At 64.0% G+C, this 20,297-nt stretch carries 14 protein-coding genes; 5 read left to right on the top strand and 9 right to left on the bottom strand.

Going from position 1 to position 20,297, the window contains the following annotated elements; genetic code table 11:
- Positions 1-10: 10 nt before the first annotated feature.
- Both PHA8399_RS13585 and PHA8399_RS13580 read left to right on the top strand, forming a co-directional pair.
- Positions 11-1,636 (top strand): amidohydrolase, encoded by a 1,626-nt coding sequence (locus PHA8399_RS13585; protein ID WP_058286673.1) that lies wholly within the window; start codon positions 11-13, stop codon positions 1,634-1,636.
- Positions 1,633-3,132 carry a M81 family metallopeptidase gene (locus PHA8399_RS13580; protein WP_058286672.1) on the top strand — a complete coding sequence of 500 codons (1,500 nt, stop codon included), beginning with the start codon at positions 1,633-1,635 and terminating at the stop codon, positions 3,130-3,132. The genes PHA8399_RS13585 and PHA8399_RS13580 overlap by 4 nt, the downstream gene beginning before the upstream one ends.
- Positions 3,133-3,192: 60 nt before the next feature.
- Here the strand turns inward: PHA8399_RS13580 and PHA8399_RS13575 are convergent, their stop codons facing one another.
- The 4 genes from PHA8399_RS13575 to PHA8399_RS13560 form a co-directional block, all read right to left on the bottom strand.
- Entirely contained in the window at positions 3,193-3,696 is a 504-nt protein-coding gene (locus tag PHA8399_RS13575) for a universal stress protein (protein ID WP_058286671.1), read from the bottom strand.
- Between the two features lie 17 nt (positions 3,697-3,713).
- Positions 3,714-5,054: a TRAP transporter large permease gene (locus PHA8399_RS13570; RefSeq protein WP_058286670.1), complete on the bottom strand. Its 1,341-nt coding sequence runs from the start codon at positions 5,052-5,054 to the stop codon at positions 3,714-3,716.
- An 18-nt stretch (positions 5,055-5,072) separates the two neighbouring features.
- On the bottom strand, positions 5,073-5,609 hold the full coding sequence (locus tag PHA8399_RS13565) for a TRAP transporter small permease (protein ID WP_058286669.1): 537 nt from the start codon (positions 5,607-5,609) through the stop codon (positions 5,073-5,075).
- 72 nt (positions 5,610-5,681) lie between these two features.
- Positions 5,682-6,695, bottom strand: coding sequence for a TRAP transporter substrate-binding protein (locus PHA8399_RS13560; RefSeq protein ID WP_058286668.1), 1,014 nt, complete (start codon positions 6,693-6,695; stop codon positions 5,682-5,684).
- A 168-nt stretch (positions 6,696-6,863) separates the two neighbouring features.
- Between PHA8399_RS13560 and PHA8399_RS13555 the strand changes: the two genes are divergently transcribed.
- Positions 6,864-7,799: a LysR family transcriptional regulator gene (locus PHA8399_RS13555; RefSeq protein ID WP_058286667.1), complete on the top strand. Its 936-nt coding sequence runs from the start codon at positions 6,864-6,866 to the stop codon at positions 7,797-7,799.
- Between the two features lie 15 nt (positions 7,800-7,814).
- Here PHA8399_RS13555 and PHA8399_RS13550 read toward each other — a convergent pair whose 3' ends face one another.
- A complete protein-coding gene (locus PHA8399_RS13550; RefSeq protein ID WP_058286681.1) occupies positions 7,815-8,264 on the bottom strand; it encodes an Lrp/AsnC family transcriptional regulator in 450 nt (149 codons plus the stop codon).
- Positions 8,265-8,583: 319 nt separating this feature from the next.
- Here PHA8399_RS13550 and PHA8399_RS13545 point away from each other — a divergent pair, with 319 nt between their 5' ends.
- A complete protein-coding gene (locus PHA8399_RS13545) occupies positions 8,584-10,380 on the top strand; it encodes a methyl-accepting chemotaxis protein (protein ID WP_082649548.1) in 1,797 nt (598 codons plus the stop codon).
- Between the two features lie 377 nt (positions 10,381-10,757).
- The gene (locus tag PHA8399_RS13540; protein WP_058286666.1) at positions 10,758-13,001 is read left to right on the top strand and encodes a methyl-accepting chemotaxis protein; all 2,244 of its coding nucleotides are present in this window, start codon (positions 10,758-10,760) and stop codon (positions 12,999-13,001) included.
- A gap of 39 nt (positions 13,002-13,040) precedes the next feature.
- On the opposite strand, the gene PHA8399_RS13535 is transcribed toward PHA8399_RS13540, so the two are convergent.
- From PHA8399_RS13535 to PHA8399_RS13520, 4 genes are all read right to left on the bottom strand, one after another.
- The gene (locus PHA8399_RS13535; RefSeq protein ID WP_058286665.1) at positions 13,041-13,682 is read right to left on the bottom strand and encodes a heme oxygenase-like domain-containing protein; all 642 of its coding nucleotides are present in this window, start codon (positions 13,680-13,682) and stop codon (positions 13,041-13,043) included.
- Positions 13,679-15,904, bottom strand: a complete 2,226-nt coding sequence (locus tag PHA8399_RS13530; protein WP_058286664.1) for an ATP-binding protein — start codon at positions 15,902-15,904, stop codon at positions 13,679-13,681. Before PHA8399_RS13530 ends, PHA8399_RS13535 begins: the two co-directional genes overlap by 4 nt.
- Positions 15,905-16,332: 428 nt before the next feature.
- On the bottom strand, positions 16,333-19,125 hold the full coding sequence (locus PHA8399_RS13525; RefSeq protein WP_058286663.1) for a bifunctional aconitate hydratase 2/2-methylisocitrate dehydratase: 2,793 nt from the start codon (positions 19,123-19,125) through the stop codon (positions 16,333-16,335).
- Between the two features lie 241 nt (positions 19,126-19,366).
- Positions 19,367-20,257 carry a LysR family transcriptional regulator gene (locus PHA8399_RS13520; protein ID WP_058286662.1) on the bottom strand — a complete coding sequence of 297 codons (891 nt, stop codon included), beginning with the start codon at positions 20,255-20,257 and terminating at the stop codon, positions 19,367-19,369.
- Positions 20,258-20,297 lie beyond the last annotated feature (40 nt).

The following is a 20,297-nucleotide window of genomic DNA, read 5'->3' as shown; positions in this document are numbered from 1 at the left end:
CTGAAAGACCATGACCAGCACATTGTATTTCAACGGCGTTGTCCTGACGATGGACGCGGCCAATACCTGCGCCCAGGCGGTGCTGACCGAGGGCGAAACCATCCGCGCCGCTGGCCCGGAGGCCGACCTGCGCGCGCAGATGCCCGCGGGCACGGATGAGGTGGATTTGCAGGGCCAGACCCTGATCCCCGCCTTCATCGACCCGCACGGGCATTTCCCCGATCCCGGCTTCATCCGGCTGTTCCGGGTCAATCTGGCCTCTGCCCCCAGCGGCGACTGCCCGGACATCCCCACCGCGCTGGACCGGTTGCGGGCCAAAGCGGCGGAGACGCCTGCGGGGGAATGGGTGATGGGCGTGCTGTTTGACAACACCGCCATCGCCGAGGGCAGGATGCCCACACGTATCGAGCTTGATAGTGTCTCGACCGAACATCCCGTCTGGGTGATCCACGCCTCCGGCCACAACGGCGCGGCAAACTCACTGGCATTGGAACGCCACGGTGTGAACCGCGACACGCCCGATCCCCTTGGCGGCCGCTTCGGCCGCGACCCGGAGACCGGCGCGCTGACCGGGCTGATCGAGGGTCTCTCGGCGATGGGAGAGATGGGCGATACAGACTTCCTGATCGGCCGCGACCGCTTCTGGGCCGGGTTCAACAGCTGCCGCGACGAGTACTTGGCGTATGGCGTCACCTACGCCCAGAACGCCTGGGCCACGCGGCAGATGCTGGAGCATTTCGCCTCGCTGCCCGCCGACCGGGACCCGGGCTATGACCTGATGCTGCTGCCGATCGGAGAGCTGGAGCCGGCGCTCAGCCACGGCCCCGAGGCGCTCGACTGGCCCGGCAACCCGCATTTCACCCTTGGCCCGCGCAAACTGTTCACCGATGGGGCGTTCCAGTTGCAGACCGCCTACCTCAGCGCGCCCTACCACAAACCTCTGGACCCGGCGCATCCCTGCGGCATGCCCTATGCGGAGGCCGCAGCGCATCGCGCAGAGGTAAAAAAGCTGCATGATCTGGGCTTTCAGATCCACTGCCATTGCAACGGCGACGCCGGGGCGCAGATGTTCATCGACGCGGTGGCCGCCGCGCTGAAGGCAAATCCGCGCGCCGATCACCGCCACACCATCATCCACGGCCAGGCCTTGCGCGACAGCCAACTGCAGCAGATGGCCAAGCTCGGCATCACCGTCAGCTTCTTCCCGGCGCATGTGCATTTCTGGGGCGACCGCCATTACGACACCTTTCTGGGACCGGAGCGGGCAGAGCGGATTTCCCCCTGCGCCTCGGCTGAACGCTATGGCGTTCGCTACACCATCCACAACGACGCCTCGGTAACGCCGACGCGGCCCATTCACCTGGCCCATTGCGCGGTGAACCGGCTGACCGCCAGCGGCCGCCGTCTGGGTGAGGCGCAACGGATCAGCGCCCTGTCGGCCCTGCGCGCCCAGACCATCGACGCCGCCTGGCAGGTGTTTCAGGAAGGCACCCGCGGCTCCATCGAACCGGGCAAGCTGGCGGATCTGGCAGTGCTGAACCGCAATCCGCTGGAGGATCCGGACCGTATCGAGACCACCAAAGTCACCCGCACCATCCGCCGCGGGCGGACTGTCTGGATGCAGGTTCAGCCATGAGGCAAAGCAAACCGCGGATCGCCATTGCGGGCTTTCAGCACGAGACCAACTGCTTCGGCACCACCAAGGCCGGGCTGGCAGAGTTTGAGATGGCGGATTCCTGGCCAGCCATGCTGCGTGGGGCGGAGGTGATCGCCGAGACCCGCGGCATGAACCTGCCCATCGCGGGCTTTGCCAAGGCGGCGGAGGACGCCGGGATGGAACTGGCCCCGGTCCTGTGGTGCGCGGCAGAACCTTCGGCGCATGTGACGGATCACGCCTTTGACACCATATGCGGCATGATCCTGGACGGGCTGCGCACAGCCGGGCCGCTCGATGGCATCTTCCTCGACCTGCACGGCGCAATGGTGACAGAAAGCCACCCCGACGGCGAGGGGGAGATCCTGCGGCGGCTGCGCGCCTGGGCCGGGCCGGGGCTGCCCATCGCGGTCAGCCTGGACCTGCACGCCAATATCTCTGCGGCTTTGGTGGAGCTTGCGGACTATATCGCGATCTACCGCACCTATCCGCATCTCGACATGGCCGAAACCGGCGGGCGCTGCGTGCCGGTGCTGCAGCACCTGCTGGCAGGCGGCAGGCTGCACAAGGCATTCCGGCAGATGGACTGCCTGATCCCGCTGCACGCGCAATACACCGGTGCCACCCCGGGGCGGGAGCTGTATGCCGCGCTGCCGCCACTGGCGCAGGCCGGCGTGCTGGCGGATATCGCGCTGGGGTTCACCGCGGCGGATTACCCGGACACCCGGCCCTCCTGCGTGGCCTATGCGGGGACCCCGGGGGCCGCAGCGCAGGCGGCCGATCACATCGCCAAGCTGTTTGCCAGGCTGGAACCCCATGCGCACCACCCGATGCTGACGCCGGAGCAAGCGGCAGAGATCGCCTGCCAGCCGCGCACGGGCAAGCCGGTGGTGCTGGCGGATGTTCAGGACAATCCGGGCGCGGGCGGCACGTCCGACACCACCGGGCTGCTGGCGGCACTGGCACAGGCTGGCGCACAGGGCGTGCTGATGGGGCTGTTCCATGATCCGGCGGCGGCCGCGGCGGCGCATGAAGCCGGGCAGGGCGGCCTCTTTCGCGCAGCGCTTGGCGGACGCTCGGGCGCGGCGGGCGACCAGCCGTTTGAGGCCGAGTTTCAGGTTCTCGCGCTTGGCGATGGCCGCTGCCGCTATAGCGGGGAGATGTACGGCGGCGGGGTCGCGGCGCTTGGCCCGACGGCGGTGCTGCGGCTGATGGGGACCGGGGCGGACATTACGCTGGTGGTGACCAGCCTCCGCAACCAATGCCTGGACTTGGCGCATTTCACCCATATCGGACTGGACCCGGCGGCCTACAGCACGATCTGCGTGAAAAGCACCGCCCATTTCCGCGCCGATTTCGAACCGATTGCCAGCGCCGTCTATCCGGTGGCTGCTCCCGGCGTGTTTCCCTGTGATCTGGGAACCTTCCCCTACAATAACCTGCACCCGGACGTCAGAACCACCCCTGCAAGGAGCTGACGCCTGTTGCAGGGGTGGTCTTTGCAGGCAGCCAAGGGGAAGGCCGCCTGCGGGGAGGGATCAATCCTCGCCTTCGCCGTTATGATAAGGCACCACCAGCGTCGGGATTTGCGAGCGGCGCAAGACACGCTTGGCCACCGTGCCCAGAAACGTGTGGGAAAACCCGTGGTCATGGGCCCCCAGCACGATCAGGTCGCAGCCCAGCTCGGCCGAGCGGCGCAGGATCACCTCCGCCGGGTGGCCGTCGGTCACCTCAACGGAGGTGACCTGATCGCGGATCTTGGCTTCGTCGCCTTCAAAGGATGCCCAAAACCGCGCCTGCCGCTCTGCCAGGATCTGCTTGACCATCTCACGCCGCCGTTTGGCCGCAGATTTGCGGGTCTCTTCGTTCAGCACGAACATCTCGAACGTGATGCGCGCATCCTCGGAAATCGGCTCATTCACATGCAGCACATGGATCTCCGCCCCGGTCGCATGGGCCAGGCTGGCGGCATGGCGCAGCGCCAGGGTGGAGTTGTGCGACAGATCGGTGGCAAACAGGATGCTGGTGATCATCGGTTTCATGCCGGTCCCCTTTCAGGTCAATAGCCAAACAGCCGCGGCAGCCACAGCGAGATTTCCGGGAAGAAGGCGATGATGAAAATCGCAATCGTGTTCACCGCGGCAAAGGGCAGGGCCCGCAGCGAGATCGTCTCGATCGAGATGTTCGAGATGCCCGAGGCGATGAACAGGTTCTCCCCCAAGGGCGGCGTCTGGAAGCCGATGCCAAGGGTGCAGACCATCACCACCCCGAAATGGATCGGGTCGATGCCGACGGAATAGGCCACCGGCAGCATCACCGGCACCAGGATCAGGATCGTCGCCAGCGTCTCCATGAACATGCCGACAAACAGCAGGAAGAAGATGATCAGCGCCCAGATGACATAGAGGTTCTGGGTGAAGCTCAGCATCGATTCCGCGATCATCGCCGGGATCTGGTTTTCCACCAGCAGGCGGCCGAACACGGTAGCGGTGAACAGGATCAGCAGCACCCTGCCGGTCAGCCAGGTGGTCGCCTCCAGCGACTGGAACAGCGACGACCAGGTCAGCTCGCGGTAGATGAAGACGCCGATGACGAGCGTATAGAAGATCGCCACGATGGCCGCCTCGGTCGGGGTGAAGAAGCCGGTGTAGATGCCGCCCAGGATCACCAAAGGCGCCATCAGCGACCAGAACCCGCGGTACATCTCGCACATCACGTTGCGCACCGACCAGCCCTCAGCAGAGCCCTTGTAGCCGCGCTTCTTGGACATCACGAAGTTCATGATCAAGAGGCTGGTGGCGATCAGAAAGGCGGGCATGAACCCGGCGATGAACAGCTTCGAGATAGAGACCGACTGGAAGGTGCCGAATTTCTCGACCGCTTCCGGCGGCGGCGCCATGCCAAGTGCCGCGATGCCGAAGATCACCATCGGGATCGACGGCGGAATGATAATGCCCAGGCCGCCGGAGGAGGCGGTGACGGCAGAAGCATAGCCCTTTTCATAGCCGCGCTTGATCATCGCCGGGATCATCAGCATGCCCACAGCCGCAGTGGTGGCCGGGCCGGAGCCGGAGATCGCGCCGAAGAACAGGCAGGCCATCACCGTGGCGGCGGAAATACCGCCGGTGAACGGCCCGGCCAGGCTTTCGGCCACGTTGATCAGGCGCTTGGAAATCCCGGCGGCCTCCATCAGCGCGCCGGCCAGAATGAAGGCGGGCAGCGCCATCAGCGGAAATGACCCGACAGAGGTAAAGGCGATCTGTACGAATTTGATCGGGTTTTCGTCCAGGTAGAGGAACGAGATCAGCGACGACACCCCCAGTGCGACGGTGATCGGCGCCCCCAGAAGCAGCAGCAGCAGAAAGGATCCGAACAGGATCGTGACGATTTCGGTTTCCATAAGTCCTGTCCTTCCCGGTTACGTGCGGCGGTCCGCGCCAGCAGCTGCCTTGATCTCGTCAAGGTCGATCTGGTCGGGATCGTGGATATCTTCGCCGCGGATCAGCTTGCGGTAATTCACCTGCAGAATGCGGATCGTCATCAGGGCAAAGGCGATGGGCAGCACCATGTAGATGTACTTCATCTCGATGCCCAAGGTCTGCGACTTCCAGAACTTGTTCATCTTGTTGAAGACGAAATCGGTGGCCAGCCACAGGAAATAGCAGTTGAAGAACAGCCAGAAGAGGTCGGCAAAGGCCTCGATATACTTGATCGCGCCCGCAGGCAGGAATTTGAACTGGAAGGTGACGCGGTTGTGCGCGCCCTTCAGCGCTGCATAAGAGGCGCCGAAATAGACGAACCAGACGAACATGTAGACCGACAGTTCCTCGATCCAGGAAAACGAATGGCCGAACACCTCGCGCGAGACAATCTGCACAAACAGCAGAATGACAAAGCCGGACAGCAGCAGGCGGCAGATATAGCTTTCGATGTTGTCCAGGAATTTCCAGACCATGATGCACTCCTCCCCTGAGCGGAGCAGCGCCGGCAGCGCTGCTCCGTTGTGTGGTTCCGTCAGGCCAGAGGTTTACTGGACAGGCTCGCGGCCGATGGTGGTCAGCACGGTGTTCAGCTTCTCGACACCGCCGATGGAGTCGTAAAACTTGGGCCAGACCGCTTCGGTCGCAAGTTTGATAAACTCGGCCTCATCATTTGCCGGATCGTCGATCTGCATGCCCTTGGCGACCAGCTCATCCTTGATCTGGGCCTCGATATCACGCAGGTACTGGGCCGATTTCACGGTGGCCTCCTTGCCCGCTTCGATCAGGATCTGCTGGTCCTCTTCGGGCAGATCCCGGAACACCGCCTCGGACACGATCAGCGGCTCGATCGAGAAGATGTAGCGCAGGTTGGTCACATATTCCTGCACCTCGTAGAACTTCATCGAGTTGATGGTGGTGTAGGGGTTGTCCTGGCCGTCCACCACCTTGGTCTGCAGGCCGGTAAAGGTCTCGGACCAGGCCATCGGGGTCGGGTTGATGCCCCAGGCCTTGTAGGTTGCGATCATGATTTCGTTCTTGGGAACGCGGATGACCAGATCCTGCAGATCCGCCACCGTGGTGACCGGTTTCTTGGAGTTGGTCAGACGGCGGAAGCCGGTGTAGGTCCAGGCCAGGATGCGCACGCCGGCATCGCGGATGGTGTTTTCGGTCAGCTCCTGCCCGATCGGGCCTTGGGTCAGCTTTTCCGCATCCTCCAGCGACAGGATCACATAGGGCAGGGTGAACACGCCCACGGTGGGCGAAAACGGGGTGACGTTGTTGATTGCCAGCAGCGACATGTCCAGGGTGCCGATGGCGGCCTCGTTCACAGTGTCCTGCTCAGACCCCAGCTGGCCATTCAGGAACATCGTCGCGGTATGTTTGCCGCCGGACTTCTCCTCCAGCGCCTCGATGAAAAACTTGCCGGTGCCTTCCTGCGAGCTGCCGGCACCGTCGCCCACGGCGATCTTGAAATTCTTGGCGGATACCGCACCGGCGGTCAGCATCGCGGCGGCAGAAACGGCTGCGGTCAGCGTGCAGACCTTCTTGAGAAATGACATGGCTTCCTCCCGTATTGTCATCCTGGGTCGCAAGGCGCGCGCTGGCCCGCCCTCCACTGCGGTGCTGCCAGTCCGATCCGTCCTTGGTCCGCAGGACGCTACATTGCGTTCTTTGTTTCTTGGATGTAAACTTTTGAGCGCAAAGTTTCACAAATCACGAACAACCGGATGAGCCGCAAATCCCACCTCAAACATGTTGCCGATGCCGATCTCAAATTGCTGAGGGTGTTCAAGGCGGTGGCCGAAAGCGGCGGTCTGGCGGCGGCGGAAACCGAACTGAACATCGGCAAATCCACAATTTCAAAATACATCGCGGATCTGGAGCTGCGGCTGGATCTGAAACTGTGCAACCGCGGCCCGGCCGGGTTTTCGCTGACCGATGAAGGCAGCAAGGTTCTGAAGTCGGCGGAGGGTCTGCTGGCCTCGGTCTCCGGTTTCCGGGCCGAAGTGAACGAAATCAAGCAGCAGCTGGCCGGCACCCTGCGCATCGCGCTGTTCGATCAATGCGCCTCCAACCCGGAGGCCTATGTCTCCGGTGCCATCCGCGCCTTCAACAAGACCGCGCCCGCAGTTGAGATCGACCTGTCGCTGGAGCCGCCCAACGTGATTGAAACCAATGTGATCGGCGGCGGGATCGATGTCGGCATCCTGGCGCTGCACCGCCCGTCCCCCAGCCTGGACTACGCGCCGCTCTATGGCGAAAACATGTTCCTGTACTGCGGCAAGGGCCATCCGTTCATGGATTGCGACCACGCCAGCCTCAGCCTTGCGGATGTGCAGGCGGCGAATTACGCCGGCATCCGGGTGAACTCCCCCAACCTGCATGTCGGCCAGACCCTCGGGTTCCGCCGCGCCGCCAAGGTGCAGAACGAACAGGCGCTGGCGATCCTCGTCATGTCTGGCAGCTACCTGGGGTTTCTGCCCGACCATCTGGCAGATGAATTTGTCCGTGCCGGCATGATGCGCAAGGTGCTGCCGGAGCAAATCTTCTACCGCAGCCAGTTCGCCGCCGTTACCCGCAAGCGCCCGGCGATGACCCGGATCACCAAGCTGTTCCTCGGCACTTTGGTTGCAGCCCACGCAGCCCCGGCCCCCGGCAGCTGACGCAAAGGCGCCGGGTCAGATGATGTCCAGCGAGACCTTGACCCGGTCCATCACCACCGAAGAGGTGAAGCGGCTGACATTGGATTCATCAAAGAAATACTCCTGCGTGAAGGCCTCGTATTCCTTGATGTCCCTGACGATGACCATCAGGATAAAGTCCGCTTCGCCGGTGGTGTAATAGCACTGCTGCACCTGCGGCGCCTTGCGCATCTTGCGTTTGAAGGCATCCAGGTGCATCCGGCTTTCCCGCTCCAGCACCACCTGCACGATCACGGTCATCTCCCGTCCCAGCCGCGCCGGGGAGAGGATGGCGATTTCCCTTTCGATCACCCCGGTGTCGCGCAGCTTCTTCAGCCGTTTCTGCACCGCGGGCGCGGACAGGCCAACCTCATGGCTGATGGCCTCAGCGGTCAGCTGCGCGTTGGACTGGATCAGCCGCAGAATGTCGTGGTCTTTGTCATCCATGGCCGAGTTTTTGTCCGGCGCGGCGGATTTGACAACCTGTTTCGTCAATTTCCCCGCAACTGTGCCCCGCCGCGCCGTCTGCCGGAGCCGACGCAAGAGGCGGCCGGGCACCCAATTGACGTAAGCTTTTGCTTGTGCGGGCGGATTTTTCGCTCTTTTAACGCGATCCGGCACCCCGGTCCGGTCTTTGTTACCGGATCCTTAGGGCATCCGCGGAACACTTGTCCCGTCAACGGGCAGGTGCCCGGCTTTCCGGCGCGGGCCGGGTGCCGGTCCTGTGCGGCGCAAACAGTGGTTAGCGGTTGTTGCGGAGTGTTTTATGGGTACCGGTTCCAAGTCCCTCCTGTTCAGGCTGACCATCCCGGTCGCTGCGGTTCTGACGCTGTGCCTCGCGGCCGGCTGGCTGGTTATTCCGCGGGCGGTCGAACGCAACGCTGTTGCGGCCGCATCAACGGCTGCGGTCCAAGCGCTCGACCAGATCAAACCGCTTTTGGAAAATAGCCCCCGTATTGGCAGCGGGGGCGCAATCGCCTCAGGCGCCGTAACCGGCGGCGATCCGGGCGCCTTGTTCGTCTACAGCGCCAGTTCCGGCCCGAACACGGATGAGTTCATGCAGGCAGCCCGGGATTACCTGAGCAGCAATCACGGCGGTTCCTACGTCCGCACCGAGGCGCGGGACGGGAAAACCTTGGTGCGGGCCGCGGCGGCCGGCCGGATCGCGGCAGAGGGTGGCAGTGCGCCCGTTGTTATCGAACTCCGGCAGACCATCACCGGCCCGCTGACGGCCTCTGCAGACCTTGCGCATCAGATCCTCGCCGCTCTGACACTCGCAGGCGCGGTCCTGCTGGCTGCGCTCGCCGTTGCGGCGCGCTCGGCCATCCTTTCTCTCCGGCAGATCGGCGCGGGCCTCCAAGCCGTCAACGCGGGCGATCTGGACCGGGACATCGGGCAGACAGGCCGCAAGGACGAGATCGGCGCCATCGGGCGCGCCATCGCGGAGATGCAAGAGAGCCTGAAGGCCGCCCGCTCTGCACAAGAGGACCGCAACGGGGCGCAGGTGCAGCAGGCGCAGCAGCAGGAAGTGGTCGATGCCCTGCGCACCGGGCTGTCCCGCCTGTCCAGGGGGGATTTCAGCTATCAGATCACGGACTCCTTCCCGGCAGAGCATGACGGGCTGCGCAAGGACTTCAACCTGACCGCCAGCACGCTGAGCTCCACCGTGGCCCAGGTTGTCGAAGCGTCCAGAAGCATCCGCAGCGGCGCCGCTGAAATCAGCCAGGCCTCCGACGACCTGTCGCACCGCACCGAAAGCCAGGCTGCGACGCTGGAGCAGACCGCCGCGGCGCTGGATCAGCTGACGGCATCGGTCAAATCCGCCGCCGAAGGCGCCCGCAGTGTCGAGGCCACGATGGAAGAGGCCCGCACCGAAGCCGAGGGCAACCACGAGGTTGTGCAGGACGCCGTGGCCGCAATGGCAGAAATCGAACAGAGCTCAAACCGGATTTCCAAGATCCTCGGCGTGATCGACGACATCGCCTTTCAGACCAGCCTGCTGGCGCTCAACGCTGGCGTCGAGGCGGCGCGCGCAGGCGAGGCGGGCAAGGGCTTTGCCGTGGTCGCCGCCGAAGTGCGGGCGCTGGCACAGCGCTCTGCCGATGCCGCCACTGAGATCAAGACATTGATCGGCGACAGCTCCAGCCATGTGCAGCAGGGGGTCGATCTGGTCGGCAAGGCCGGCGGCGCGCTGCAAAGCATTGTCGAGCGGGTGACCCAGATTTCCCAGCTGGTCTCCGGCATTGCCCAGGGCGCGGCGGAACAATCGACCGGGCTGAGTGAGATCAACGCCGGCGTCACCCAGCTTGATCAGGTGACCCAGCAGAATGCCGCGATGGTGGAACAGGCCACCGCGGCCGGCCACATGCTGAACTCCGATGCCGCCAAGCTGGCAGAACTGGTGGCGGGCTTCCAGGCCGCAGACGGCCAGGCGGCCCCTGCCGCGGCACCGGCAGCCCCGCCGCCGCCAACGGCGCATGGGGAGGACACCTGGCAGATCGAGGCCAGCCCGGCTCCCGCGGCGGCAGCAGCGGCCGCCCGTAATCTCTGGCAGGATTTTTAAACCCGAAACGGCAGGCAGGCTTGCACCGGACCCGGTTCTATCCGCCCCCGGCAAACCGCCCGCCGCGCCCGCCGGCGCAGGGCCGCGCCTGCAAGATCATCAAATCTGAATATGACAGGACTGGCCGGTTTGCGTCACAGAAAACCGGTCGTTCAGAAAAGATACAGGCGGAATGCTGGTAATAACAAAGCGGATCCTCTGCTTTTCTGCGCGTTTTGCCGCACTTCAAATTTGCGGCATAAAATTCCATGAATTCCGGAAAACTTCATTTGCGGTGCCCTTGCGGTACACACTTTTTCAGGACTTTGCCGATTAACACTTCTGTATGCGCCCCTCGCAAACCGGGGCGTGCCGCCGATTGCAGGAGATTTTCGCCAATGCCCCGGACCACGAAACTGCCGCTGAAACTGAAACTGCCGATGATTATGGTGGCGCTGACAGGCGCGTTTCTCGTCACCGTGTCGCTGCTGGTCTATTCGATGGCGGAACGCAGCATCCGGGACAACGCCTTTGCCGCGCAGAAAATCGAAGCCAAGTCAGGCGCCCAGGCGCTGGAGTTCCTGATCAAGGCGGCGCGCTCCGATGTATCAAGCCTGGCGGGCCAGCCGGCGGTGTTCCGGGCGATCGGCAATTTCGAGCGGGTGATCGGCATGGTCGAGGAAGCCGACCCCGTCGCCTATCTGAAACAGACCTATGCAGACGCAAATCCGCATCCCGCCGACCAGCGGGAGGAGCTGACCGACGCAGGCGACGGCAGCTATTACAACCAGTCGCATGTCACCTATCACCCCACCTTTCTGCAAAGCCTGCACCTGAACGGCTATCAGGACCTCTACCTTATCAGCGCCAAGGGGCAGGTGGTGTATTCCGTGAAAAAGCAGGGCGATTTCCTGACCGATATTCAGCCCGGTTCCAGCGGCGGGCTGGCGCAGGTATTTCAGGCCGCCCTGCAGGCCGAGGCCGGCACCGTGGTGGCCGCGGATTTTGCCGCCTACAGCCACAGCGCCGATGGCGTCGCCGCCTTCATGGCCGCCCCGGTGTTCTCCAAACGCCAGGAGGTGGCCGGGGTGATCGCGGTGCGGCTGGGCACAGCGGGCGTCGTCAGCGCGCTGACCAGCAACCTGTCGGGCGGCACCCATCAGAACATTTTTGTGGTCAGCAGCGATGGCCTGGCCCGCAGCCCGTCGTCGGCTGAAGGGCTGTTCCCGGTGCTCACGGCCCTGCCGGACACACCGCAGATCCTGGCCGCCAAGGCCCGCGAGGCCGGCCAGTTCGAGGCTGTGGCCTCCTCGCTCGGCGAACGGGCCATTGCCCTGGTGATGCCGCTGGACCTGCCGGGATTTGACTGGTCCCTGGTGCTGGAAACGGATGAACATACCGCGTTTGCCGTGGTTGAGCGGATCCGTCTGACCGCAGCCGCCCTAATCGGCGCGGCGCTGCTGGCGGCGGTCGGCGTGTCCTGGCTGGCGGCGCGTAGCGTCACCCGGCCGATCCACGCCCTGCGCGAAGCCACCAATGCGCTGGCGGACAGCAACTACGGTACCGCAATCGACGGCCGCGACCGCGGCGACGAACTGGGCGACCTGGCCCGAAGCCTCGACAGTTTCCGCGGCAAGCTGAAGGACGCCGACGCGGCTGCAGCGCGGGAGGTGGAGGCGGCGCGCCATACCGCGGCGGTGGTCGACAGCATGAGCGCGGCGCTTTCTGAACTGCAGCGCGGCAACCTGGCCTGCGACATCCAGGCCCCGTTTGCAGGCCAGTACGAAGCGCTGCGGGAGAATTTCAACCGCAGCCTTGAGAAACTGCGCAGTTCGATGGCCCAGGTCGTCGGCGCCGCAGAGAATGTCGGGCGCTTCTCGGAGGAGCAGCGCAGCGCCGCCACCGAAATGGCGCACCGGACCGAAAGCCAGGCGGCGACGCTGGAAGAAACCGCAGGCGCCATCCGCGAGCTGACGGACGGCATCCGCTCCACCGCGGAGCAGGCGGGCAAGATGGACGAGACCATGCGCGGCGCCCGCAGCGAAGCGGAGCAAAGCACCGGGGTTGTGACCTCCGCGGTGGAGGCGATGGACCAGATTCAGGAAGCCTCGTCGGAAATTTCCAAGATTATCAATATGATCGACGACATCGCCTTTCAGACCAACCTGCTGGCGCTGAACGCTGGGGTAGAGGCCGCACGGGCCGGCCCCGCAGGCGCTGGCTTTGCCGTGGTTGCCTCAGAAGTGCGCGCCCTGGCGCAGCGGGCCTCCAATGCGGCCGGGCAGATCAAGGGCCTGACCAGCGCCAGCGAAGAACACGTGGCCAACGGGGTCTCGATGGTCGGCCGCGCCGGGGATGCGCTGACCAGCATCATTGAGCAGGTGTCGGCTGTGTCCGGCCTGGTCACCGACATTGCTGACGGTGTGCGCGCCCAGTCCCGCGGGCTGGAGAAGATTGATGGCGCCATGCACCAGCTCGACAGCATGACCCAGCAGAACGCGGCCATGTCGGAGGAAGCTGCGGCGGCCAGCCAGCTGTTGCAGAATGAATCGCACAGCCTGACAGAAATCGTCGGCAGCTTCGATCTGGGCGGCAGGGGCCCTGCACCCCTCCACGCTGTCCCGCAGCGGCTCAGCGCCTGATCCTGAGGGCCGCCTTGCCCGGCCCGCCGGAGCGGGCCCTTAGCGGGAGGCTGCTTGCCAGGCGGAACCGCGCGCGGGCGGAATACTCCTGGCGGCATCGGGGGGGAGGGAGGCCTGCAGCCCCGCCAATTGCAGGTCGGCCAGCCGTTTGTAAGTGCGGAACACTTCCTGTGCGCCCTCGGCAAGCTCCGCCAGATCGGCCTCCGGGACCGCATCCAGCAGCTGGCACAGGGACCGCCAGGCCCCGGTGTCGCGCGGCACGACAAAGGACCGGGGGGCAGAAGGCACGGCGCGCCAGATCGTCTTGGCAAGCGAGGCAGCCCCGAAGGCGGACCCGTGGATGACGTAGAGCGCGCCAAGAAGGCCCGCGTCTGAGTTCAGATACGCCTGCCCGGGCTGCGGCGCCGGGCACGGCTCCTCGCCCAGATCGCGTTCCAGCGCCGTCAGGTGGTCCGACAAGGAAATTTCCGGCCAGAGTTGCCGCCTGGCACGGTCCGCCTCCACCGCCGAGGCCGCGGCATATGTCACTGCCGCGGTTGCCCTCAGTTCCTGATAGGTCAGGTCCGGCTCCGTCAGGCGCCGGTAAAGCGGATGCTCATGCAGGTCCAGATGCAGCCGGTGCGTGGCCTCGCGCAGCCACAGGCGTGCGGGCCGCCGGGCGGCGTCCTGCGGGCGCGTCATTGCGGCTGGGCTTTCGGCAGTTCCAGAACAAACCGTGCGCCGGCTTCAAACGTCTTGTCGGCAAAGATGCGGCCATAGTGCAGCTTGGCGATCTCGGCGCAGATCGACAGGCCGAACCCGCTTCCTTCGGCCTTGTCATCTGTCACCAGCCGCTGCGACGGCTCGAAAATCTGCTCCGCAAATTGCGGCGGGATGCCGGGGCCGTTGTCCTCGATCACGATGCGGTGCCAGCTGCCGTCCTCCTCGGAGGTGACCGCAATCCGAAGCGCCCGGTCCGCAGAGCGGCCGTATTTGAGCGCGTTTCCGATCAGGTTCAGGAACACCCGGATCAGCAGGTCAGGCGCCGCGACGCAGGACGGCAGGCCGCCTATCTGCACGTCGGCGCCGGCCGCCGCGATGTCATGCCCCAGCAGCTCAACCGCCTGCTGCGCCAGCTGGCCAAGGTCGGCATTCTCCATCTTCGCCTTCTGCTCCTGCAGGACGGCCAGTTCCAGCAGGCTTTCGGTCAGGCGCTGCAGCTTCTTCGCCTGCTGCGCCGCCAGGTGGCGGTGCTCTTCGACGCTTGCGGGGTCGGCCTCATCCTCTTCCATCCACTGCAGCGCCGAGCTAATGCCCCGCAGCGGCGCCTTCAGGTCATGCGCCGCCATATGCGCAAAGCGGCGCAGCGAGGAATTCTCCTCCTTCAGCAGAAGCTGCGAGGAGATAATGTCCAGAAACTCCTGGAAGATCTCGCGCGCGGCCTGCAGCTCAGCCTCCTCCCAGGGCAGGCTTTGGTCGTTGTGTTCATTGACCCATTTGTCGAACGACGTCCGCGGCCCCAGGGTGACACCCGTCTTTTCGTCTGCCACCATCTTGGCATCCGGGCGCCCGGCCCAGGCCACCTTTTGCGTGATCGGCCCGCGGAACCATATCAGCTGGCAGACCCGGTGCACGACAATCGGCTGCACCAGCACCCCGCAGGCGACGTCCTTATAGGGCACCGAGTCCGGATAGATGGACTGCAGCGAGATCGTCTGAAACTGATCTTCGCCGGTCAGGTTGTCCTTGGTCCACCGGATCAGATCGCGGATGAACTCCGGCGGCGGCGTTTCACCCGATGTGTGAAGGTTAAGCCCGTACTGAAAGGCGAACCCGTCGGCGCGCAGGAATTTCTGCAGCACCGGGACAAGCGTTTTGATCACGTCCTCGACGTCGCCGGTCTGGCGCAGTTCGGCCGCAAAGTTGCTCTCGATCCGCCGCAGATGCGAGATCATGTCCGCGGTTTCCGTGCGTTGCGCCTGATCGTAGCGCAGCATCAGCGCGGTGCCGATTTCCTGCGCCAGCGCCCAGCTGTCCGAGGGCACAATCGCTTCCTCGACGTGGTGGCAGGCAATCAGGCCCCACAGCTTTCCCTTGTCCATCAGGCTGCAGGAAAACGACGAGGACGCCCCGATGTTGCGCAGATAGGCGGTGTGCATCACGGAGACCGCGCGCCCCATCGACCATGTCATATCCAGCTCGCCAGCCTGACCGGCCAGCGCGCGGATCGGCACGTTTTCGTCCTGCACCGACCCCACGAAGCGGTAGGGCACAATGATCATCAGTTCCCGGACCTGCTTGGGGATATCGGTATCGGGGAAATGCATTCCCAGCATCGGCACCATCCGGTCGTCCCGCGATTCAGCAATTGTCGCGCCTGACCAGTCGGGCAGGAACCGGTAGATCTTGACCCGGGACATGCCCGTCAGATCGCGCACCGCATTGGCGGCGACCTGCATCGCCTCCTCGAAGGTCAACGCGCCCATGATCTGCGAACAGGCCGACCCGCAGCGCCGCATCCGTTTGCGCACCAGGGACGCCGACGGCGCTTCGTTGCGGATGAATTCGACAAACCGGCGGCCCGCGTGGGCGTGGGTGACGACATCGTAAATTGCGCCGTCCGCCTCGAACTGCGCGTCGAGGATTTCGTGAGAAATATGCGGGCTGTCCGCCAGTTCGGCCAGCTGCTCGGCAATATCCTCCGACAGAACCCCGATACCCGCGCCAAGCAACGCGTCAGCTGGCTTGCCCAGGATTTCATGCAGGTTCTCCGACACGCCGACGATGCGGCCATCGGCAGGATCCAGCACCAGCAGGCCGGTGCCCTTCTGGATCATACCGATCATGTGAACCGGCTCACGGTCGCAGGTGTCGAGATTGGTCGCCGGGGTGCTTTCAAAGAATCGGGAGAGAGAAAGGTTCATGAGCTGTACCTCGTTGGACCCTTAACACCCTATAAGAAGAGTGTGAAAAAGCAATTACCGTTTAGCGTGTATTACTTTTTGACACCCCGGCGTGAGGGCCGGCTGGCAGGAGCCAGCGCCGCATGTGGTAATAAAGTGAACGATATCGGCTGCTTATGCGCCTGCCATACGCTATGGCCGGTGCCGCTGGGAGGCCGGGCACCTGCCGTAGCCCAAAACGGCCGCGCCTGCGGTTCTTCAGGAATGAAATAACATAATCAGAATTACGGGCGCTGGCAGCCGTCCCGGGCGGAGGCCGCAGCCGGGCGGTTCCAGGTCTGACGGGCCGCCGGGCAAGGCTTTGCACCTGCCCGGCGGCACCAGGATTTGCAGCCGCCATGCGCCCTTGCCCGCAGGGGCGGCACGGCGGCGGGACGCATCAGCTGGCGTCAGAAATGAACCGACCGCGCCCCAGCGGGTTTTTCCAGCGGCGGCGCGAATTTGGTCAGGTCAATCCCCTCCACCGCGGACTTGTACTCGTCCATGCTGGGGGTTCTGCCCAGGATCGCCGACAGGACAACAACCGGGGTCGAGGCCAGCAGCGACTCGCCCTTCTTGTCTGCCGAGTCTTCCACAACGCGGCCCTGGAACAGGCGCGTGGAGGTGGCCAGAACCGTGTCGCCCTTGGCGGCCTTCTCCTGGTTGCCCATGCAGAGGTTGCAGCCCGGACGCTCCAGATACAGGATGTTCTCGTATTCGGTGCGCGCCTCGCTTTTCGGCATCAGGTCATCGAATTCAAAGCCCGAGTAGCGCTGCAGGATTTCCCAGTCGCCCTCTTCCTTCAGCTCGTCGATGATGTTGTAGGTCGGCGCCGCAACAACCAGGGGCGCGTTGAACGCGACCTTGCCGGATTTTTTCTCCAGGTTCTTCAGCATCTGCGCGACGATTTTCATGTCGCCCTTATGCACCATGCAGGAACCGACAAAGCCCAGGTCGACCTTCTTTTCGCCGCCGTAATAGGACACGGGGCGGATGGTGTCGTGGGTGTAGCGCTTGGACACATCCGCGTTGTTCACATCGGGGTCCGCAATCATCGGCTCGTCAATCGCGTCGAGGTCAACGACGACTTCGGCGAAGTACTTGGCGGTATCATCCGGCGCCAGGGCCGGGTTTTCGCCGGACTTGATTTCGGCGATGCGCTTGTCGGCCTTGTCGATCAGCCCCTGCAGGGTGGCCGCCTCATTGTCCATGCCCTTGTCGATCATCACCTGGATGCGCGACTTTGCCAATTCCAGCGAACCGATCAGCGTCTCGTCGTTGGAGATGCAGATCGAGGCCTTCGCCTTCATCTCCGCGGTCCAATCGGTGAAGGTGAACGCCTGGTCGGCCAAGAGGGTGCCGATGTGCACTTCGATCACGCGGCCCTGGAAGACGTTGTCGCCATGCTGCTGCAGCATCTGCGCCTGGGTGGCATGCACCACGTCGCGGAAGTCCATGTGGTCCTTCATGCGGCCCTTGAACGTCACTTTGACGGACTCGGGGATCGGCATGGTGGCCTCCCCGGTTGCCAGCGCCAGCGCCACGGTGCCGGAGTCGGCCCCAAAGGCCACGCCCTTGGACATCCGGGTGTGGCTGTCGCCGCCGATGGTGATGTCCCAGTCATCCACGGTGAGGTCGTTCAGCACCTTGTGGATCACGTCGGTCATCGAATGGTAGACGCCCTTCGGGTCCCGCGCCGTGATCAGGCCGAACTTGTTCATGAATGTCATGAGCTTGGGAATGTTGGCCTGGGCCTTCAGATCCCAGACCGAGGCGGTGTGGCAGCCGGACTGATAGGCGCCGTCCACCGTCGGCGAAATGACGGTCGCGGCCATCGATTCCAGCTCTTGCGCGGTCATCAGGCCGGTGGTGTCCTGCGAGCCGACGATGTTCACCTTGACGCGCGCATCCGAGCCCGCGTGCAGCACCGTGTCCCCGGCCACGCCGACGGCGTTCTTGTTAAAGATCTTCTCCACCGCGGTCAGGCCCTGGCCCTCATGCGACACCACTTTGGAGGGCGCAAAGACCGTCACCGGCTCGACGCCCAGGGTCTCGGCTGCAAAGGTCTGCAGCTTTTTGCCGAACACGATGGCATAGGAGCCGCCGGCCTTCATGAATTCGACCTTTTGCGGCGTGAAGGCAGAGGAGACATCCGCCAGCTCTTCGCCGGTTTCAGCACTGCAGAGCTTTTTAGACTTGGTGTCGATGGCAAGCACGGTGCCCGTTTCGACAGAGTATTTCTGCTCCAGGATCGGGTTGCCGTCGTTGTTCAGGATCGGGTTGCCATCGGTGTCCGTTTTCTTGACCCAGTTCTTCAGGTCCAGCCCGATGCCGCCAGTCACGCCCACGGTGGTCAGGAAGATGGGGGAGATGCCATTGGTGCCCGCAACAACCGGCGCGATGTTCACGAACGGCACATAGGGGCTGGCCTGCTTGCCGGTCCACAGGGCGACGTTGTTCACGCCGGACATGCGGGAGGATCCGACCCCCATCGTGCCCTTTTCGGCGACCAGCATCACGCGCTTGCCCGGGTGCTGCAGTTTCAGCGCCTCGATTTCCTGCTGCGCCTTTTCGGAGATCAGGCATTTGCCGTGCAGCTCGCGGTCCGAGCGGCTGTGCGCCTGGTTGCCCGGCGACAGCAGATCGGTGGAGATATCACCCTCGGCAGCGACATATGTGACGACTTCGATCTTGTCTTCGATATCCGGCAGCTTGGTGAAAAACTCTGCCTTTGCATAGCTTTCCAGAATGTCCTTGGCGATGCCGCTGCCGGCTGCATAGGCCTGCTTCAGGCGATCGGTGTCCGCCTCATACAGGAAGACCTGCGTCTTCAGCACCTCGGCCGCCTGCCCCGCCACCGCGGCATCCTCGCCAAGCGCCAGGTCCAGCAGCACCTCCACCGACGGGCCGCCTTTCATGTGGGACAGCAGCTCGAACGCGAAACCGGTGGAGATTTCCGGAACCTCGGCCTGGCCCAGGATGATCTCTTTCAGGAACTTCGCCTTGACGCCCGCCGCGCTCGTGGTGCCGGGAAGAGTGTTGTAGATCAGATAGTTCAGGGAGTCGTCGCGGTGCGCGTTCCCGGTGTCCCTGATCTGCGCGATCAGCTCTTCAACCAGCGCGCCATCGTCGATGGGCTTGGGGTTCAGACCCTGCTCTTTGCGGGTTTCGATCTCATTCAGGTAATCTGTGTAAAGGCTCATGGCTGTCCCGGCGAGTAAGCGTTAGAAGGGCGTGCATCCCGGGCCTCGGCAGCAGCCTGCGAACCCGGGAGCGCGGTTTGTATGCCGCGGTATACGAAAAGATCCGGCTTGGCAATATGGCGGTGAGTGTCAAGTTGCCCCACGTGCCCGCATCCGGCAGGGAAGTGCCAGAGTGAAGCCTTTTTTCAAACGTGACGAATCCACGCAGCGGCCCTGGCAGCGGCCCTGAGCGGCCAGATGCTCAGGTCAGCGGCGCCGGATCATAACTGCTTGCCAGCAGCTCCTGCACAACCGGGTTGGGAAACCGGCGCCGCAGGGTGATGGCGTAAAACGTCTCTCTGATCCGCGGGTGCTCCCTGGCTTCCACCAGCCGCCCCGACGACAATTCATCCTGCACCACGATCGGCGCCACCAGGGCCAGACCGATGTTTTCCCGCGCCAGCAGGCGCATCATCGCCATATCATCCACCTCTGCGGCCACCTGCGGGCGCACCGACAGCCGGCTGGCCATGGCATCGAAGGCGGTGCGCAGGGTGTTGTCGGTGGTGGGCAGGATGAACGGATGCGCGCCCAGCAGCTCGCGGATGGGACGGTCCGGATCGAACCGTTCCGGGGAGCCGACGATGCTGACGGCCTGTTCGGCAATCTGATGGGTTTCATAAGGCGCCAGGCTGTCGTCCGGCGGCTCCCGGTTCATCAGCACCAAATCCAGATTGAGCGTGCCCAGCCCCTCCAGCAGCTCCGCCGGGCTGCCGGAGCGCAGGATCACCTCAACATCGTTCCGCGCCAGGATCGGGCGCAGGAACCCGATCTGGAAATTGCGGGACAAGGTGGCCAGCGCCCCCACGCGCAGCGCCTGACGGCTGCGGCCTGTCTCCTGCAAGGTGGCGACCAGCTCCTGCCCGGCGGCGAAAATCGCATCGGCGTGGTCCAAGGCGATCCGGCCCGCCTCGGTCAGATGCAATTGCCGCCCGCGGCGCTCAAACAGCGCATGGCCCAGCCGCTCTTCCAGCTGCTTGATCTGCACGGACAGGGCAGATTGCGACAGGTTCAGCTGCTGCGCCGTCCGGGTCAGGTTCCCGTCATGCGCAACCGCCCAGAAATAGCGGAGGTGGTGATAGTTCAGCGGCATACCGTTCTATTTATTAGAACCAAACCTAGTAAACAATGAA

Origin of the sequence: Leisingera aquaemixtae (assembly GCF_001458395.1) — a bacterium.
Taxonomy (GTDB): Bacteria; Pseudomonadota; Alphaproteobacteria; order Rhodobacterales; family Rhodobacteraceae; genus Leisingera; species Leisingera aquaemixtae.
The sequence above is the reverse complement of the archived record's forward strand: the minus strand, read 5'-3'. Positions and strand labels throughout refer to the sequence as shown.

Coding starts and splice junctions, on each gene's coding strand:
- PHA8399_RS13585 (WP_058286673.1), top strand. CDS start 11: ATGACCAGCACATTGTATTTCAACGGCGTTGTCCTGACGATGGACGCG.
- PHA8399_RS13580 (WP_058286672.1), top strand. CDS start 1,633: ATGAGGCAAAGCAAACCGCGGATCGCCATTGCGGGCTTTCAGCACGAG.
- PHA8399_RS13575 (WP_058286671.1), bottom strand. CDS start 3,696: ATGAAACCGATGATCACCAGCATCCTGTTTGCCACCGATCTGTCGCAC.
- PHA8399_RS13570 (WP_058286670.1), bottom strand. CDS start 5,054: ATGGAAACCGAAATCGTCACGATCCTGTTCGGATCCTTTCTGCTGCTG.
- PHA8399_RS13565 (WP_058286669.1), bottom strand. CDS start 5,609: ATGGTCTGGAAATTCCTGGACAACATCGAAAGCTATATCTGCCGCCTG.
- PHA8399_RS13560 (WP_058286668.1), bottom strand. CDS start 6,695: ATGTCATTTCTCAAGAAGGTCTGCACGCTGACCGCAGCCGTTTCTGCC.
- PHA8399_RS13555 (WP_058286667.1), top strand. CDS start 6,864: ATGAGCCGCAAATCCCACCTCAAACATGTTGCCGATGCCGATCTCAAA.
- PHA8399_RS13550 (WP_058286681.1), bottom strand. CDS start 8,264: ATGGATGACAAAGACCACGACATTCTGCGGCTGATCCAGTCCAACGCG.
- PHA8399_RS13545 (WP_082649548.1), top strand. CDS start 8,584: ATGGGTACCGGTTCCAAGTCCCTCCTGTTCAGGCTGACCATCCCGGTC.
- PHA8399_RS13540 (WP_058286666.1), top strand. CDS start 10,758: ATGCCCCGGACCACGAAACTGCCGCTGAAACTGAAACTGCCGATGATT.
- PHA8399_RS13535 (WP_058286665.1), bottom strand. CDS start 13,682: ATGACGCGCCCGCAGGACGCCGCCCGGCGGCCCGCACGCCTGTGGCTG.
- PHA8399_RS13530 (WP_058286664.1), bottom strand. CDS start 15,904: ATGAACCTTTCTCTCTCCCGATTCTTTGAAAGCACCCCGGCGACCAAT.
- PHA8399_RS13525 (WP_058286663.1), bottom strand. CDS start 19,125: ATGAGCCTTTACACAGATTACCTGAATGAGATCGAAACCCGCAAAGAG.
- PHA8399_RS13520 (WP_058286662.1), bottom strand. CDS start 20,257: ATGCCGCTGAACTATCACCACCTCCGCTATTTCTGGGCGGTTGCGCAT.